The 15693-nt window shown below is 69.1% G+C and carries 11 protein-coding genes; 6 read left to right on the forward strand and 5 right to left on the reverse strand.

Annotated elements, in window-relative coordinates; translation table 11 throughout:
* A partial coding sequence (locus tag ACJ8AN_RS32310; RefSeq protein ID WP_407759389.1) for a serine/threonine-protein kinase occupies positions 1–957 on the forward strand: 957 nt, incomplete at its 5' end.
* Between the two features lie 87 nt (positions 958–1044).
* Here ACJ8AN_RS32310 and ACJ8AN_RS32315 read toward each other — a convergent pair.
* On the reverse strand, positions 1045–3744 hold the full coding sequence (locus ACJ8AN_RS32315; protein WP_407759390.1) for a hypothetical protein: 2700 nt from the start codon (positions 3742–3744) through the stop codon (positions 1045–1047).
* Between the two features lie 422 nt (positions 3745–4166).
* On the opposite strand from ACJ8AN_RS32315, the gene ACJ8AN_RS32320 reads away from it, so the two are divergent.
* On the forward strand, positions 4167–6131 hold the full coding sequence (locus ACJ8AN_RS32320; RefSeq protein ID WP_407759391.1) for a DUF4185 domain-containing protein: 1965 nt from the start codon (positions 4167–4169) through the stop codon (positions 6129–6131).
* Positions 6132–6209: 78 nt separating this feature from the next.
* On the opposite strand, the gene ACJ8AN_RS32325 is transcribed toward ACJ8AN_RS32320, so the two are convergent.
* The 3 genes from ACJ8AN_RS32325 to ACJ8AN_RS32335 form a co-directional block, all read right to left on the reverse strand.
* Entirely contained in the window at positions 6210–6641 is a 432-nt protein-coding gene (locus ACJ8AN_RS32325) for a hypothetical protein (RefSeq protein WP_407759392.1), read from the reverse strand.
* Complete coding sequence (locus tag ACJ8AN_RS32330; protein WP_407759393.1) at positions 6638–8212, reverse strand: serine/threonine protein kinase; 1575 nt, start codon at positions 8210–8212, stop codon at positions 6638–6640. The genes ACJ8AN_RS32325 and ACJ8AN_RS32330 overlap by 4 nt, the downstream gene beginning before the upstream one ends.
* Before the next feature lie 207 nt (positions 8213–8419).
* Positions 8420–9283 (reverse strand): DUF2381 family protein, encoded by an 864-nt coding sequence (locus ACJ8AN_RS32335; protein ID WP_407759398.1) that lies wholly within the window; start codon positions 9281–9283, stop codon positions 8420–8422.
* Between the two features lie 127 nt (positions 9284–9410).
* On the opposite strand from ACJ8AN_RS32335, the gene ACJ8AN_RS32340 reads away from it, so the two are divergent.
* Entirely contained in the window at positions 9411–9725 is a 315-nt protein-coding gene (locus tag ACJ8AN_RS32340) for a DHCW motif cupin fold protein (RefSeq protein ID WP_407759399.1), read from the forward strand.
* 90 nt (positions 9726–9815) lie between these two features.
* On the opposite strand, the gene ACJ8AN_RS32345 is transcribed toward ACJ8AN_RS32340, so the two are convergent.
* Positions 9816–12089, reverse strand: a complete 2274-nt coding sequence (locus tag ACJ8AN_RS32345; RefSeq protein ID WP_407759394.1) for an MtsA protein — start codon at positions 12087–12089, stop codon at positions 9816–9818.
* Between the two features lie 103 nt (positions 12090–12192).
* Between ACJ8AN_RS32345 and ACJ8AN_RS32350 the strand changes: the two genes are divergently transcribed.
* The 3 genes from ACJ8AN_RS32350 to ACJ8AN_RS32360 are packed head-to-tail and all read left to right on the forward strand — an operon-like array spanning position 12193 to position 15601.
* Entirely contained in the window at positions 12193–12615 is a 423-nt protein-coding gene (locus ACJ8AN_RS32350; protein WP_407759395.1) for a hypothetical protein, read from the forward strand.
* Positions 12616–12653: 38 nt separating this feature from the next.
* Positions 12654–14918: an AgmX/PglI C-terminal domain-containing protein gene (locus ACJ8AN_RS32355; RefSeq protein ID WP_407759396.1), complete on the forward strand. Its 2265-nt coding sequence runs from the start codon at positions 12654–12656 to the stop codon at positions 14916–14918.
* A gap of 44 nt (positions 14919–14962) precedes the next feature.
* The gene (locus ACJ8AN_RS32360; protein WP_407759397.1) at positions 14963–15601 is read left to right on the forward strand and encodes an outer membrane beta-barrel domain-containing protein; all 639 of its coding nucleotides are present in this window, start codon (positions 14963–14965) and stop codon (positions 15599–15601) included.
* Positions 15602–15693: the final 92 nt, after the last annotated feature.

Consider the following 15693-nt stretch of genomic DNA (forward strand, 5'->3'; position numbering starts at 1 on the left):
ATCAAGCGCATCCTCCCGGCCTACGCCGAGGACGAGGACTTCGTGACGCTGTTCCGCCGGGAGGCGGAGCTGGGCTCGCTGCTCAACCACCCCAACATCGTCCAGGTGCTCGACGTGGGCCGGTTCGGGGACACGTACTTCATGGCCATGGAGCACATCGAGGGCGTGTCCCTGCGCGAGCTGCTCAAGAGCCACGGGCCGCTGCCACCGGCGGTGGTGGCGTACCTCGGGGCGGAGCTGGGCGAGGCGCTCGACTACGTGCACCGGCGCACCTCGAACGAGGGCGTCGCGCTCAACCTCGTGCACCGGGACGTGAATCCGCCCAACATCCTGCTGTCGCGCATCGGCGAGGTGAAGCTGGGAGACTTCGGAGTGGCGCGCGCGGCCATTCACGTCCCGCTCACCCAGGCGGACCGGGTGCGCGGCAAGCTGGGCTACCTGGCGCCGGAGCAGGCCCGGGGCCACGCCTTCGACGGGCGCGCGGACCTGTTCGCGCTCGGCCTCACGCTGCACGAGGCGCTCACGGGACGGCGCGTCTTCCGGGAGGAGGATGTCTCCAACACGGTGCGAGCGACCCCGCCGCCCTTCCTCGTGCCGCCCTCGGTGCACCGGCCGGAGGTGCCCCCCGCGCTGGATGCCGCCATCATGGATTTGCTGCGGTGGCAGGTGGCGGAGCGCACGGACCGGGGCCAGCGGCTGCGCGAGCAACTGTGTGCCCTGACTGGAGAGCTCGCGCCCCATCCCCACGGACAGCGGGAACTGGGCCGGCTGGTGCAGGAGGCCCTCGCGCGCAAGGCGGGCCGGATTCCGGTGCGGAGCACGGAGCAGGAGACCCGGGCGGAGCACCTCCCCACCCCGGGCAGAAGCGAGGAGCCCACGGCGGTGCTGCCGAGCGGAAGCCCCCTCGCGGACGGCCCACGCGAAGAGGCCGTGGCACGAGCGATTCAGAAGGACTGAGGGCGCTGGTAGAGGAGCGCGGTCGCGGGTGGGTGGCCCATTCGCGCGCGGGCGCGAATGGGCCCGGGAGCCCTCAGGCGCCAGGCTTCACTTCGCGCACTGCGCGCCGTTGGCGTTGTTGAGGAAGGTGTTGCCGTACGAGGGCAGGGTGAAGTCCGTCGTCACCCGCCCGGAGTCGGAGTCCGGGTTTCCGTTCACCGTGATGCCGCAGGTGGCGCTGTCGCTGATCGTGCTGTTCGTCACGAACGCGCCGTTTTCCCAATAGACGTTCAGGTCGCCCTGCATGCTGTAGCCGCTCGTCCCCCCGCCGTGGGAGATGAACGCGTGGTCGAGCCGGCTGCCCGTCGACCCATATCTGAAATGGATTCCCGCCCAGAAGCCCTTGGACGGCGTGGACGAGTTGGGCACGAAGCGGACCGGCGCCTGCTCGGTCCCCGCCGCCACCAGGGCGCCTTGACTGAAATCCGCCACGATGACCCCGGTGCCCGGGTCGAACCGCAACTCCGTCCCCGCCGTCAGGGTCAGCGTCGGCCGGCGCGAGGAGTTGTCCACATAGAGGCCCTGGGTCATGAGGTACGGAATGCCCAGAGCCGGCCACGTCTGGGTGGTGCGGATGTCGCTCGAGGAGACCTCCACCGCGTCGAGCGAGTTGCCGCTCACGGTCGTTCCCGCGGGGAGGCTCCCCACGCTATTGGCGGTCGCGCGGATCGCATGACTGGCGTTATCGCGCACCGTCAAGCCGGTGGAGTCCGAGGTGAGTTGCCCATCCAGGAGCATCAGGCCATAGGCGCTGCCCTTCTGCAGGACGACGTGGTCGAGCCCGGTCGTGGGGCAGTACGAGCAGGAGTAGGACCCGTACACGTTCAGATTGCCTGTCTTCGTGCCGGGCTCGTTCCCCCCCCCATACTCGATGAGGGCGTGGGAGAGACGGTGGCTGACGGCCAGCCCATACAGACTCACGCCGCTCCAATCTCCGGGCCGAGGCGTCGCCGACGAGGACGTGAAGCGAACGGGGGCCTGCTCGGTGCCATTCACGACCAGGGTCGATTGGTCACCCGAGAACGAGGAGCCAACGTTGAAGTAGGCCTGGGAGCCAAAGCGCAACACGCTCCCGGCGGAAAGCGTGAGCGTGGTGGGCGACCACGAACCCGTGACGCTCACGCCGCGGGGGATGTTGTAGGGAATGCCCAGGTTGGGCCAGGTCTGCGAGTGCGAGACTTCGCCGTTGACCTCCACCGCATCGGGCGAGTTGCCGCTCAAGCTCATGGCCAGTCCCGCGGGGAAGCTTCCCACGCTGTCGGCGGGCATGAAGATCGCGGCCCCCGCGTTATCGCGAATCTCCAATGCGGTGGAGCCCGCGGCGATCGGCCCGTTGAGGCTCAGGCCATAGGCGCTGCTCTTGCGCAGGGTGACGTGGTCGAGCGTGGGACAGTCGGTGCAGGAGGCGCTCGCGTTCACCTTCAGGTTGGCGAGCCCTCGCTCGAAGGAAGTTCCGCCCGCGTACTCGATGATGGCGTGGGAGATGCGGGTGTTGGAGGTGAATTGATAGAGATTCACGCCGCCCCAATCCCCGGGCCGCGGTGTCCGCATGGAGGACGTGAAGCGAACGGGAGCCTCCTCGGTTCCATTCACGATCAGGTCCGCCGGGGCAGTGGAGAACTGGGAGCCGACGAGGAATGAATCCGAGGAGCCAAAGCGCAACACGGTGCCGGCGGTAAGCGTGAGCGTGATGGGCGTGGGGGGTGTCGATCCGTAGGAATTGACCCCGACGCCCAGGCCGGGGCCGAAGCAGTCGTAGGGAATGCCCAGGTTGGGCCAGGTCTGCGAGTGCCTGACGTCGTCGCTGACGACGATGGAATCGCGGTCATTGCCCGTGAAGGTGCCCCCCGTGGGCAACGCACCGACCTGGTCGGCGTGGACGCGCATGGGGTAGGACGCGCACCCGGAGACGGAGAGCCGGGCCGAACCGGCCGCGAACTCACTGGGGCCCACGAGCCACACCCCCATGCCGCCGCTGTTGCGGACGGTGAGGTCCCGCTCGACGACCGTGGTATTGGTCAGCAGGGACAGGCAGGTCCCCACCCCGAGCTCGGGATCCACGCTTCCGCAGTCGCTCAGGGTGACGTGCTCCATCAGCGAGGCCCCCGCCGACGTGGCGAACAGCAGGCCGCGCCAGAAGCCCCGGGTGGGCGCGGGCTGATTGGCCACCAGGCGGATGGGTTGCGCCTCGGTGCCGGGCGCCTGCAGCGCGCCGTTCTTGAAGTAGAGCTGGGAGTCCGCGTCGAAGCGCACCTCCACTCCGGGCTCGAGGGTGAGCGTGGCGGAAGTGCTCGCCCCGTCCACATCCAACAGCCCGTGCACCACGTGGGGATTGTCACTGGCCCGCCACGTCTCGTTGGTGGTGATGTTCTTGGAGTGCACGGTGGGCGCGTGCTCGGTGACGGTGAGCGAGGCCTGTCCCTGCTTCGTCACCCCGTTGGCGGTGGCGCTGGCGGTGAGGGTCACGGTGCCGGCCCAGAGGGCGCTGGCGACGCCCTCGGCATCCACCTTCGCCACGCTCTCGTCACTGGACGTCCAGGTGTAGCCCGGGACGGAGAAGGGCTCGCCGTGCTGATCCGTGGCGCTCGCGGTGCAGCGGACACTGCCGTTGCGCACCACGGACGAGGGAGCACAGGTGACAGTGACCGTGGTCAATTCGGGCGGTGCGCCGGTGGACCCGGGCGGAGTGGAACACCCCGCGAGCAACACCAGCGCGGAACTCCAGATGAGCAGCGTTTGGCGCTTCATGGACCGTGAACTCCTTTTGAATTCGAAGGGAACGCGGTGGCCTCCAACGCGGCAGCTGGCTTCCAAGAGCTGGTCGGAGTCCCCCCCCGAGGCCACTGTGTCACGAGGCCGGAAACGTGTCGATCCGAGAAACACCGGACGGCGCGAGAAATCCCCTGCGCGAGGTCTTCTCGAGCCCAGGAAAAGTGTCAGACAGACGGTTCGTAGGGAGCCTCGAAGAATGCTCTCACGGCCAACGCCTGACGCCATTCACGGGCGCAACCCGCGGGAGTTGGACAGTGCCGGACCTGGAGCCAGGCCGCGGAAAGAAGCACGGATAACCACGTTTTCTTTCCAAATCCGTGATAAATGACTTTCTCGGTCTCGAGGAGGCCATGACAACGGCGTCGCTTCCCTGGGCGCCCCACGGAGGTGGACGGACCATGAATCACTGGCGGATGTGGAAGACGTGCATCTTCGGGCTGGCCCTGGGCGTCGCCGTTCGAGCGGCCCCAGCCGAAGCCGTCACCCCGACGAATGTGACGAAGATCGCCCGCGTGACGGGAGCCACGCCCTCGGGCGAGAGCCTGCCCAATCCCAATCAAACCCATACGAATTACGAGGTGATGGGAACGGACCTCGGCATCATGTGGGACAAGGGAGGGGGAGAAATCTTCGTCCTGTTCGGTGACACCTTCGGCAACGGGTGGTGTGGCAACGGCGGGTGTGGAGGGGGATGGCGCAGCAACGTGCTCGCCCGCTCTTCCGACACGAACCTGGCGGACGGCCTGTCCTTCTCCACGATGATTCAAGACACCGCGCGGCACGCGAAGGAGCTCCTGTCCTCGAAGAAGGTCAACTTCGACGAGATCACCGTCATCCCGACGGCGGGCGTCACCGTGGGCACGCGCCACTACATCCACTACATGTCCGTCAACAACTGGGGCGACCCGGGCAAGTGGTACACCAATTACTCGGGCATCGCGTACTCGGACGACAACGGGCAGAGCTGGCTCAAACATCCGAGCGCGAAGTGGCAGAACAACAGCACCTGGACGAACAACTTCCAGATGGCGGCCTTCGTCAAGGATGGCGGCTTCGTGTACATGTACGCGACGCAGAATGGCCGCTTCGGGGACGTGTATCTGGCCCGCGTGCCCCAGACGGGGCTGCTGAACATCACGGACTACCGGTACTGGGATGGCAATGGCTGGTCGGCCTCGCAGGCCGCGGCGGCGCCTGTCGCGACGGGCATCGCGGGCGAGCTGTCCGTCGCCTACAACTCCTATTTCGGCCGCTTCCTGATGACCTACCTGAACGAGCACCGTCAGGCCGTGGTGATGAGGGACTCGGCGACGCTGACGGGGCCGTGGAGCGGCGAGAAGGTGCTCGCGAGCGGGACGGATTACCCCGGCCTCTACAACGGCTTCATCCACCCGGGGTCCACCAGCGGGAGCACGCTGTACTTCATCACGTCGCAGTGGACGCCCTACAACACCTTCCTGATGAGGACGACGCTGACGAGCGACGCGTTTGGCGACAACCTCCTGAGCGAGCCCGGCTTCGAGACTCAGGAGGCGACGAGCGTGATGGCGCCCTGGTACCTGGAGGGCAATGGAGGCATCGACCGCAACCTGGGCACCGCGCGGACGGGCCAGGACGCGGGGTACGTGCGCAACAGCAGCGGCTGGAATGCCCTGAAGCAGCGAGTGGTCGTCCAACCCTATACGGACTACACGTTGAAGGGCTGGGTGCGGACCTCCGCCAACAACACGACGGGCTACTTCGGGGCGAGGGGCGTGAACAACGGTCCCATCCTGGGTGAGACGCCGTTCGGCGCGTTGACGGGCTACACGCAGATCTCCGTGTCCTTCAACTCCGGGGCAAATAGCGTGGTGGAGGTCTACGGCGGCGAGTGGGCGAACGGCGATACGTGGATGCAGCTCGATGACGTCAGCCTGACCCGAGGCGCCAACCTCGTGGGCCAGGCCGGCTTCGAGCAGCAGACGAGCACGAGCCCGACCTCGCCCTGGTATGCCGAGGGCAATGCGGGAATCGACCGCAACCTCGGGTTCGCGAGGACGGGGGCCAACAACGCCTGGGTGCGGAACACCACGGGTTGGAACGCCATCAAGCAGGAGGTGGCGGTGGCACCGAACACGCTCTACACGCTGACGGCGTGGCTGAAGACATCCGGCAACTTCAACGATGGCTACTTCGGCGCGCGGGTGCTGGGGGGAGGGGCCATCCTGAACGAGACCCACCTGACGCAACCCATGGCCGGGTATACGCAGGTGACGGTCCAGTTCAACTCGGGAGCGAACCACAGCGTCGAGCTGTACGCGGGGCTCTGGGCGACGAGCGACACCTGGATGCAGGTGGACGACGTCAACGTGACCCGGAACTGACCCGTTCGCGGCGGGCCTGGCCTCCATGAGGGGTTGTCCTCGGGGGCCAGGCCACGGGGATGGTGCGAGACTGAGTTCTCAGTCCGGAGTCTCCATTTCTTCGGGCAGGGGCGTGCGCAGGAACATCAACTCCTTGCTCTTTCGGGCGGTGATGACGCGGAAGCCCTGGCCAGCGATTCTGACGAGCTCCCCCTCACTGGCCCTTCCACTGGCGAGCCACGTGTTCGCCGCATCCCTCGTCGCGAACGTCTGGGAGACGACGACGGATTCAATGGCGGGTATGTAGAACTTGCGAAAATATTCGCGGTACTCATCCAGTTTTTGGATATCGCGCACGTAGAGAAGCGCTACCGCGGAGATTCGGAGTGCTTCGTCTTCCGGCGAGCCATCCTGGTATTTCTCGTTCACGGTCCCCAGGATTTTCAGGACGGAGTCCACATCGAAGTTTGAATGATAGGCCACAAGAAGAATGTCAGGCGGTTCGTGGGGAGCCTCGAAGAATGCTCTCACGGCCAACGCCAGACGCCATTCACGGGTGCAACCCGCGAGAGTTGGACAGTGCCAGACCTGGCTCCAGGCTGCCGTTTCATGCGCCCGTGAGGGCCACCCAGGGCGATGCACACGGGGTACTCCTTGCCGTTCGGCAGCACGGCACGCGTGTAGCGGCCGATGACGGACTCCCGGCCAAGGTCATCTGTCAGGCCGGGGCCCGTCCACAGCCGCCCATACAGCAGCGTGCCCTCCACCAGCAGTCCCTCTCCCTCCGTGATGCGGCCCACGATGGGGCCATCCGTGTAGAGCCCGTAGCCGCCAGCCTCTTCCGGCTGGTTTACGTCGACGAGGGCGTTGGTGAAGCTGCCCCCCCGCATCCCCAGTTCCTTGAACATGGCCTCTTTGGCTTCCGTCGGGCAGTCCGCTGGCTCGGGCCGCACTTGGACCCCGGGGCACCCCACGCCGGTGACGGCGCACAGCCATGCGGCGAGGAGGCTGGAGCGCGAGGGATGACGGGAGGCGGCGACAGGGTGGGTGGAGTCGGGCACGAGGGTTCCTCTCTGGGCAGTGGCGGACGCATCAGGCGCCGCGGATGAGGGCTTGAGCAGCGCTCGTCCAATGATCAGGCCGATGGCCCCCACCAGGAGAGCACAGGCCAACGTGATGAAGAGCCATTTCCTCCGCGAGCTGCGCCCCGTGGGGCCAGACCTCTCATTTGAGGCCTCATCTCGCGGCTGCGCCTCCTCCACTTCGAGGGCTGCTCGCGGGTGCTCGGCCACGGGCTCCTGCTCGGGCGCCGCATCCGCCGGGCTCTTCTCCGGGAGGGTGAGGGGCACCTTCCAGGCGGGGGACGCCCTCTCCTTCTCAGCGGCCTCCTCCAACGCATGGAGCAACGCCTGGGTATTGGGATGGCGATCCCCGGGCTTCTTCTCCAGCAACTTCAGGGCAATGTCGCTCAGGGAGCGCGGCGCCCGCGGGTTGAGGACGTGGGGCGCGGCGGGAACAACGGTGGCGATGGCCGCCACCAATTGCTTGTCCGGCAGCTTCGGGTCGAAAGGGTGCCGGTCCGTGAGGCCCTGGTAGAGCAGCACTCCCAAGGCATACAGGTCCGCGGGTACACCTCCCTGGAAGGGCTCGCCCCGCTTCAACGCCCCGGAGCGGGTGTAGGCCAGCAGCTCGGGGGGCAGCAGGTGCAGCACGCCCTCGGGCACGCCCATCGTCTTCGTGAGGGCTCCGGGCAGGCGGACGGTGCCGAAATCAATGAGGAAGGGTCTACCGTCCGCCCGGCGGATGAGGAGGTTGTCCGCCTTCAAGTCCCGGTGGTACACGCCGCGCCTGTGCAGCGTGTCCACGGTGCGCACCACGTCGCCGAAGGTGTCCACGAGCCTGCCGGCGTGAGGATGCTTCAACCAGCGCCACTCGTGCCAGTCATCCCCGTCCACGTAGTCGGTGACGAGGAAGGGGTAGCCCATGCTGGGGTCGGGCCAGAAGTCCACCGCGTAGACGCGCAGCAGGTTGGGATGGGAGGAGTAGGTGAAGAGGGCCGCCGCCTCGCGCGCGAGCCGCCGGTAGGCGCTCCGCTCCTCCACGTACTCGTCCTCCGAGAGCTCTTCCCGGGAGTCGGAGAGGGGGGCGAAGCCCCATCTTCAGGGAGTAGGTTTTCCCCTCCCTCTCCACCTTGAAGACGCGGGAGGAGCCTCCACGGCCCAGCACCTGGACGATGCGCCAGGGTCCCACCGTGTCGCCGGCCTCGAGGTGGTCTGGGTGCAGGGCCTCCGCGGTCATGGCCAGCCTTCCTAGAGTTCCACCGCGCCGATGACCAGGTGCCGCCCGCCACCCTTCTCTCGCAGCTCGAGGCGCAATATCTCCCCGGCATCCCAGTAGGGAACCTCCGTCTCCGCCACCACCAGGCCGACGTCTCCCGGGGCGAGCTGCGGCCTGTCCATGCGGACGGAGACCCCCCTCACGGGCGTGCCGTTCGGCCTGAAGAACCGCGCCTCCCCGATCGTCCACGGCCGCTGTCCAGGCAGGTTGTGCACGCGAATGGCGGCCAACGCCCAGGTGCCTGCCCGGTACCCGGTGCCCTCCTTCAAGCTCATGCCGGCCTGAACATGTGGGCTCTGATCGATGTCGATGGGCCGGGCTCGGACACCATTCCGGTCCAGTCGTCCCGAGAGCACCAGGCTGGCCGGCTCACCCGCCTCGCACTGGGCCAGCGCCACCTCCAACACCTCCGGGGAGCGTTGCACGCGTGCAACATCCACCCGGGTGTCCACCACCGTGGGGTGGGAGACGAGCGCGAAGACCGCTGACGCCGGGGAGGCCCCGTCCTTGTAGCGCACCCGCACGCCCAGCCGCTCTCCGTCCCCTGGAGGCACGAGAGGCTCGAGGAAGAGGGTGCGCTCACCCACGTCCACCAGCCGGAAGCGCGTCCGCTGCCCTTCTACCTCTACCGAAGCCCTGTCGATGGCGGCGTTGAAGACGAGGGTGGTGGCGATGCCGGCCGCCACCCGTATCTCCATTACTGGTTCGCCAGGACTGGTGGGGACGACGACCTGCCGCTCCTGGCGCTCGCGGGCGGGGGATTGAGGCTGCTGTGCGGCCGCGGCGCTCCCGAGCAGGACGAGCGCGAGTGAGAACCACGGTAGGAGTCGTGCCAGGGCGCAATACCTCCGGGGTTCACCCTAGCAGACGTCACGACTGTAGAGTGAAGGCCCGGCCTCCCTCCTGGCAGGCTGGGGCGCACGTCCCTCCCCCTGGAAGGAGCCACTTCTGAAAATCTCGAATATTCCCTTCTGCACAACGGACTGGAGCACCATCCATCCCACGGAGCACCCGGGGGCCGCGGGGAAGGCGCTCTGGCGGACGCTCCAGGCGGGAGACATCCGGGTCCGGCTCGTTGAGTACACACCCGGGTACGTGGCGGACCACTGGTGTAGCCGCGGACACATCCTGCTCGTGCTCGAGGGGACGCTGCTCACGGAGTTGCAGGACGGCCGGCGTTTCGAGCTCGGGCCGATGATGAGCTACCAGGTCTCCGATGACGACGGGGCACACCGCTCGTCGACAGAGACAGGGGCCAGGCTTTTCATCGTGGACTAATACTACTCGGTCACTTCCTCTCGGGGCGCATCGCCTCCGGCAACATCCCTTGGAGAATCTCCGAGATTAGTGCTGCTCGCGGAAACCCTGCTACAGCGTGAGCAGCCAGGCCAGCAGGTCGTCCTGCTCCGCGGGCGAGAGCGCCTTCATGTTCCCGTGCGCGGGGCCGGACGTCTCCTGCACCGCGCGCAGGGGAAAGCGCGTGCCCACCGCCAGCCGATTGTCCTCATGCACCTCGAAGCCCGCGGCGCCGCTGCTCAGCAACGGCCAGACATCCCACGCCCCCACCAGCGAGGGCGGCGCCATTCCCGGCACCAGGTCCTGCTGCTCCAGCCGCAGGGGCAATGCGTTCGGCGTCCCCACGTCCAGGTAGCGCCCGCGTGTCCTCGAGTCCTGATCCAACGTGAAGAGGGGCGCGGGGTGGCACCCGGTGCACCCTCCCCTGCCCTCGAAAATCTCGCGTCCCCGCACGGGGCTCCCGTGCCGCCCGTCGGGCAGTTCCACCGTCTCCAGCGGTGCACCGAGTGCATCCCGGTAGGGATTGGGCGGCGTGGGCATTAGCGACACGTAGAGGGCGAGCGCCTCCACCTCCGCCTCGGTGGGGTTCGGATTGTGAAAGCGATTGCGGCCTCCCACCGTGCGCATGGTCTCCGCCAGACTGAACGTGCTGGCCGGGGTGAAGTACGGTGGCGTGTCCCGGCTGCCGAGCGCCGTGGGCGAGCGGTAGATGCGCATCGGCCGCGTCTTGGCGAAGAAGACGCCTCCGGTGTGGCCCTCGAGGTGGCACGCGTCACAGCTCATCCCCGTGCGGCCCAGGTCCGCGTAGTAGAGCACCTGCCCGAGCCGCCGCTTCGCCTGCGTGCGCAGTTCCGTCACCGGCCACTGGCGCACCACCCGGGCGCGGCCAGCACGGGCCTCGGACACGTCCACCACCGCCACCGTGCCAGTGTGCCGGTTGAGCACGTACAGAGTGCGCCCGTCCGGAGCCAGCGCGAGCGACCTCGGCCCCGCGTGCAGCTCCACCCCGGCCCGGCCCGCCGTCCCGAAGTCCTCCGCCGGCCGCACCAGCGGCGTGCCCTCGGGCAGCGGCATGGCCACCTCCCGCAGCACCGTCAGCTTTCGCGCGTCCAGCACCCGCACGAGCCCCAGCCCCACGTCCGCCGCGTACAGCAGCCCCGCTCCGTCATCGAGCACCAGCCCCTCGGTGATGCCCGCCCCGAAACCCCGGTGCCGCACCACCTCGCCGCGCTCGGGCTCCAGTTCCGTCACGCCACTGTTCGCACTCACCTCCATGCGCTCGGCGTTGGGCCCCACGTTGGGCCCCAGGCTCGCCATGTAGAGGCGCCCCTGCTTCTCCGAGGCCACCAGCCCTCGCACCGCCGTGCCGCCCATCACCTGCGCGGAGTAGCGCTCCGTGCCGCCTCCTTCAATGCGCACGCCGGGCCCGGGCACCAGCGTCGCCCCCGGCGCGCCGTCCTCCTGCCGCAGCAGTTCCACCTGTCCCGTCTGAAGGCTGCCCACGGCGAGCAGCCCCTTCCAACGCGCGAGCGCTCGGGGATTCGGGTCCACCTTCGCCGTCCACACCGCGTGCCCGTCCGCCAGCGAGAGCGCGTGCACCGAATCCCGCACGTGCTCGGCCACGAAGGCCACGCCGCGCGCTCCATCCACCGCGAGCCCCATGGCTCCGGCCGGCGCGGGCAACACCCTCGGCGCGCTCCTGGGCGCATCCAGCGCGTACAGGCGCAGTGCTCCTTCCCACCGGTGGGCCACCGCCAGCCAGGGCCGCCCGGCCACGTCCACATAGGTGGCGAGCGCGCTCGGCCCATCTCCCGCCGCCAGCGGCTCCACGTGCCCACTGGCCACATCCACCGAGAACACCGTATCCGTCGGCGGCGAGGCGATGAACAGCGTGCGCCCATCCGGCGCGAGCACCAGCTCCGTCAGGTCCGGGAAGGCCGTGTCGTTCACCACGGTGAGGCGAGCCTCGCCCTCGGGCGCCGCCTCCGGAGACACCTCGGGAGGCCCGGCCAGCCGCACCGTCACCACGGCCTGCACCTGATCCGCGGCGATCTCGAGGTCCGCGGGCAGCCGCGTGTAGGCATGCCGTGCATCCACCACCGAGAGCGGCAGCTCGCGCGACAGGGGCGGCCCCAGCACCAGCCGCAGTCCCGGCATCAGTCCTTCCCCGTACACGGCGAGCGGCTGCGAGGTCTGGTTGCTCGTCAGACGCGGGCCCACCGAGTCAATCCGCGCGTGAGGCACGGGCGCGGGCCGTGCGCCATGGCGCGACAGCACCACACCTGTCGCGGCCAGTATCACCAGGAGCGCGGCGATCGCCGCGAGGGAGCGAATTGAACGTGTCACGCAAGCCACCGCCACGGGGAGCAGCGCTCCGCCTTTTCCAGCCTAATCGCAAAGAGCGTTCTTCGCGTTGAAGGTTGGTGGGAGCATCGCGTAACGTCCTCCGATGATGCGGCGCTTCCTGTGCTCCCTGGCCATCGCGGGCCTGCTCGGCCTTGTTCCCACCCCTCTGGCCTCCCAGGCCCGGGCGGAGGGCCGTGCGCGCGCGGCGAAGGCCAGCGCCACCGCCAGGGGCAAGAACCGCAAGACGCAGGCCCGCCCCGAGACGCCCAACAAGCAGGTGGAGCCAGCCTCGGCCCGGGTGAGCGAGCCGTCCCCCGGCGAGTCCGCGCAGGGTGCCTCGGGTGCGCCGGCCTCGCGAGGCCCCGCGCGCATCGACTTCGATGACCGGCTCATCCAGGGACAGACGAACAAGTCCGGGGCCGTCTACCTGTACGACCGCAAGGAGCTGAAGACGCGGTCGATGATTCGCGAGCGCGACAACTTCCGCTCGGAGATTCTGTCCACCGTCTACGACCAGCAGCCGTAGGCACCCGCTCGACGGGCCTGCGCCAGGGAGGATGAACGTTGAGCGGTCAGCAGACGGTTCTTCAGGTCGTCATCCTTCGCGATGGACTCCTCGTGGGCACGGAGGTGTTCACGCCGGGCTCGTACGTGCTGGGCTCGGACGCCTCCGCGGATCTGCGGCTGGACGATGCCAGCGTCGCCCCGCGTCACGCCGTGCTCTATTTCCAGAACGGCCGCGCGGCCATTCAGGACTCGGGCTCGGGCCAGGGCCTCTACGTCAACGGCCACCGCATCTCCGCGTGTGAGATCCGCTCGACGGACGAGGTGCTCTGCGGCCCCTTCGTGCTGAAGACGCGCGTGCTCTCGCAGCAGCCCCGCGACAACCGGCAGCAGCCGCCTCCGGAAGTGGCCGCGCTGCTCGGGAGCCCGCCGCCCCCGGTCGCCTCGGTGCCCGCCCCGCCGCCCCGGGCCGCTCCCGCGCGCCGGGACTCCGCGCACGACCCACTCGCGGCTACCCAGCCCGGTGTGAGGCCCTCGGGACCGGTGAGGCCCGTGGCGCCCGTTCCGCCGCCCGCGGCCACCGTGCCCCTGCGTCCCGGCCCGGCGCCCACGCCTCCGGGCAGCACCGCCCTCTACGGCGGCCCCGAGGACGTCACCCCGCTGCGTCCCGCCATGACGCCCTCGGGCGCCTCCGCTGGCTACGGTGCCGGAGCCTCGGCCGTGCCGGTGCGCGCCGTTCCGCCCCCCGAGCCGGACCCCGTGCCGATGGCCACCCAGCCCTCGGCCCGGCGCCGCTCGCCCCAGCCGGTGCAGGCCACGGGCCCGGCGCTCGTGCTCGCGGACGACGTGCTCGCGGAGCGGGTACCGGAGCCCCTGCCCTCGCCGGTGCTGGACATCGAGATCGAGGAGCAGCCGTGGGAACGGGTGAGCGCGCCGCCCGGAGCGCCCATGTACGCGCCGCGCCTGGATGCGGGCCGGGGAGGCCCCGCGCACCTCTACCTCGAGCTCTACTGGGGTGGCGTGCGTCGCGAGGCGCGCCGTTTCGCTCCGGGGAGGAAGCCGGTCCGCGCGTCGACGGACGAGCGCGCACCCATGCCGCTGTGGGGCTTCCAGCTTCCGGACGAGGGCTTCACACTGGCCGAGTCCGTCAAGGGTGCCTTCCGCCTCTACGTGCCCTCGGGAGCGAAGGTGGAGCGCGCTGGCCCGGACGGACGCTTCGTGCCGCTGGCCGCCAACGCCCTGGAGACGCAGGGCGAGCGCCTCTTCGTCACCGTGCGCCAGGGCACCTCGGCGCGGCTGTCCCAGGGCCGCATGTCGCTGGTGGCCACCGCGGCCCCGCTGCCCGAGAAGGTGCGCGTCAACCCGCTGAAGGACTTGCCCTGGCTCGCCGTGGGCACCCTCTTCACGCTGAGCACGGCGCTGGCCGGCTTCATCGCCGTGATGCCCAGGACGCCCGAGGGCGCGGACTTCACGCAGAAGAACCTGCCGCCCATCGCCCTGCGCCTGCTCGCGCCCGAGCCGAGGAAGAAGGAAGAGGCCCGGAAGAAGCTCGAGTCCATCAAGGAGAAGGCCCGGAAGCAGGTGGCCAACAAGGACACGAAGACGCCCGCGCCGCCGCAGCCTCCGGCGCCCAAGCAGCCGCAGAAACCCATTTCCGTGCCCAAGGCGGTGGCCGCCGCGCCCGAGTCCCGTGCCCTCAAGGCCCTCGCGAAGCTGTCGGCCGCGGGCCCGGCCACCAACGATTTGCTCGCGGCGGTGGACAAGCTGGGCAGTGGGCCGGGCAGCAAGAACGCGAAGAACTCCAACTTCAAGCTCTCGGGCCTCATCGGCAAGGCGCCCATCGCCAACGCGGGCCTGGGGACGCTCGGCCTGGGCGGCGGGGGCAAGGGCGGCGGGGCCACGCTCGGCGCGGAGATTCTCCGGGGCAAGGGCGGCGGCGGCATCGGCGCGCTGGGCGCGGGCGGCGTGGGCAAGGGCAAGGTGGGCGGCACGGTGACGAAGGCCACCGCGCGCACCATCGCCGCGCAGGGCGCCATTGACCGTGACGCCGTGGCCAAGGTGGTCAACAGCCACCTGCAGGAGGTGTACGCCTGCTACGAGCGCGCGCTGCTCAAGGACCCGGGGCTGGCCGGCAAGGTGGTGCTGGAGTGGACCATCGGCACCAACGGCCGCGTGGTGGCCACCAAGACGAAGTCCTCCACCCTGCGCAACCCCTCCGTCGAGGCCTGCATCATGGGGGGCCTGAAGGCGTGGACCTTCCCGCCCGCGAAGGGTGGCGCGGTCATCATCACCTATCCGTTCATCTTCAACTCGGTCGGCTACTGATGCGCTCTCCGTCGCGTCCGGCCGGCCACCGCCAGGACCGAACCGTGCGATACGCCCTGCTCCTCCTCTCGAGCCTGCTGCTGCCCGGAATGGCCCGGGCCCAGGCCGAGGCCCTCGAGAACCCCGGTACCGTCTCCGCCGTGCAGGAGCGGCTCTACCGGATGAACCATGAGCTGTCGCTCGGCGTGGGCGTGCTGCCCGCGGACGCCTTCTACAAGGGCCTGCTCGGCAGCGTGGGCTACACGTACCACTTCACCGACAGCTTCGCCTGGCAGGTGGGGCGCGGCAGCTACAGCTACAACCTCAAGACGAGCCTGCGCGAGCAGCTCGAGCGCGACTTCGACGCCTCCCCCACCAGCTCCGCCTTCGAGGAGCAGGTGCAGTGGATGGTGGGCTCGGACCTGATGTGGAGCCCCATCTACGGGAAGATGGCCGTCAGCAACCGCAAGGTGGTGCACTTCAGCGCGTACCTGCTCGGCGGTGGCACGGTGATGAAGCTGCAGCGCGCCGACGGCTTCCGGCCCGCCATCAACCTCGGCCTGGGCGTGCGCGTCTTCTCCAGCCAGAACCTCTCCTTCCGCTTCGACGTGACGAACAACGCGGTCTTCGTGGGCGCCACGCGCATCATCCAGGTGCCCACGCTCCAGCTCTCTACCGCGTTCAACTTCGGCGCCACGGAATGACTCCCCGCACGCTCCTCGCCGCGCTCGCCTCCGCCGCGCTGCTCGCCGCGCCCGCGCCCGTCCGGGCCGCCGCCCAGCCCGCGAGTGCGCCC

Origin of the sequence: Archangium sp. (genome assembly GCF_045802675.1) — a bacterium.
Lineage (GTDB): Bacteria > Myxococcota > Myxococcia > Myxococcales > Myxococcaceae > Archangium.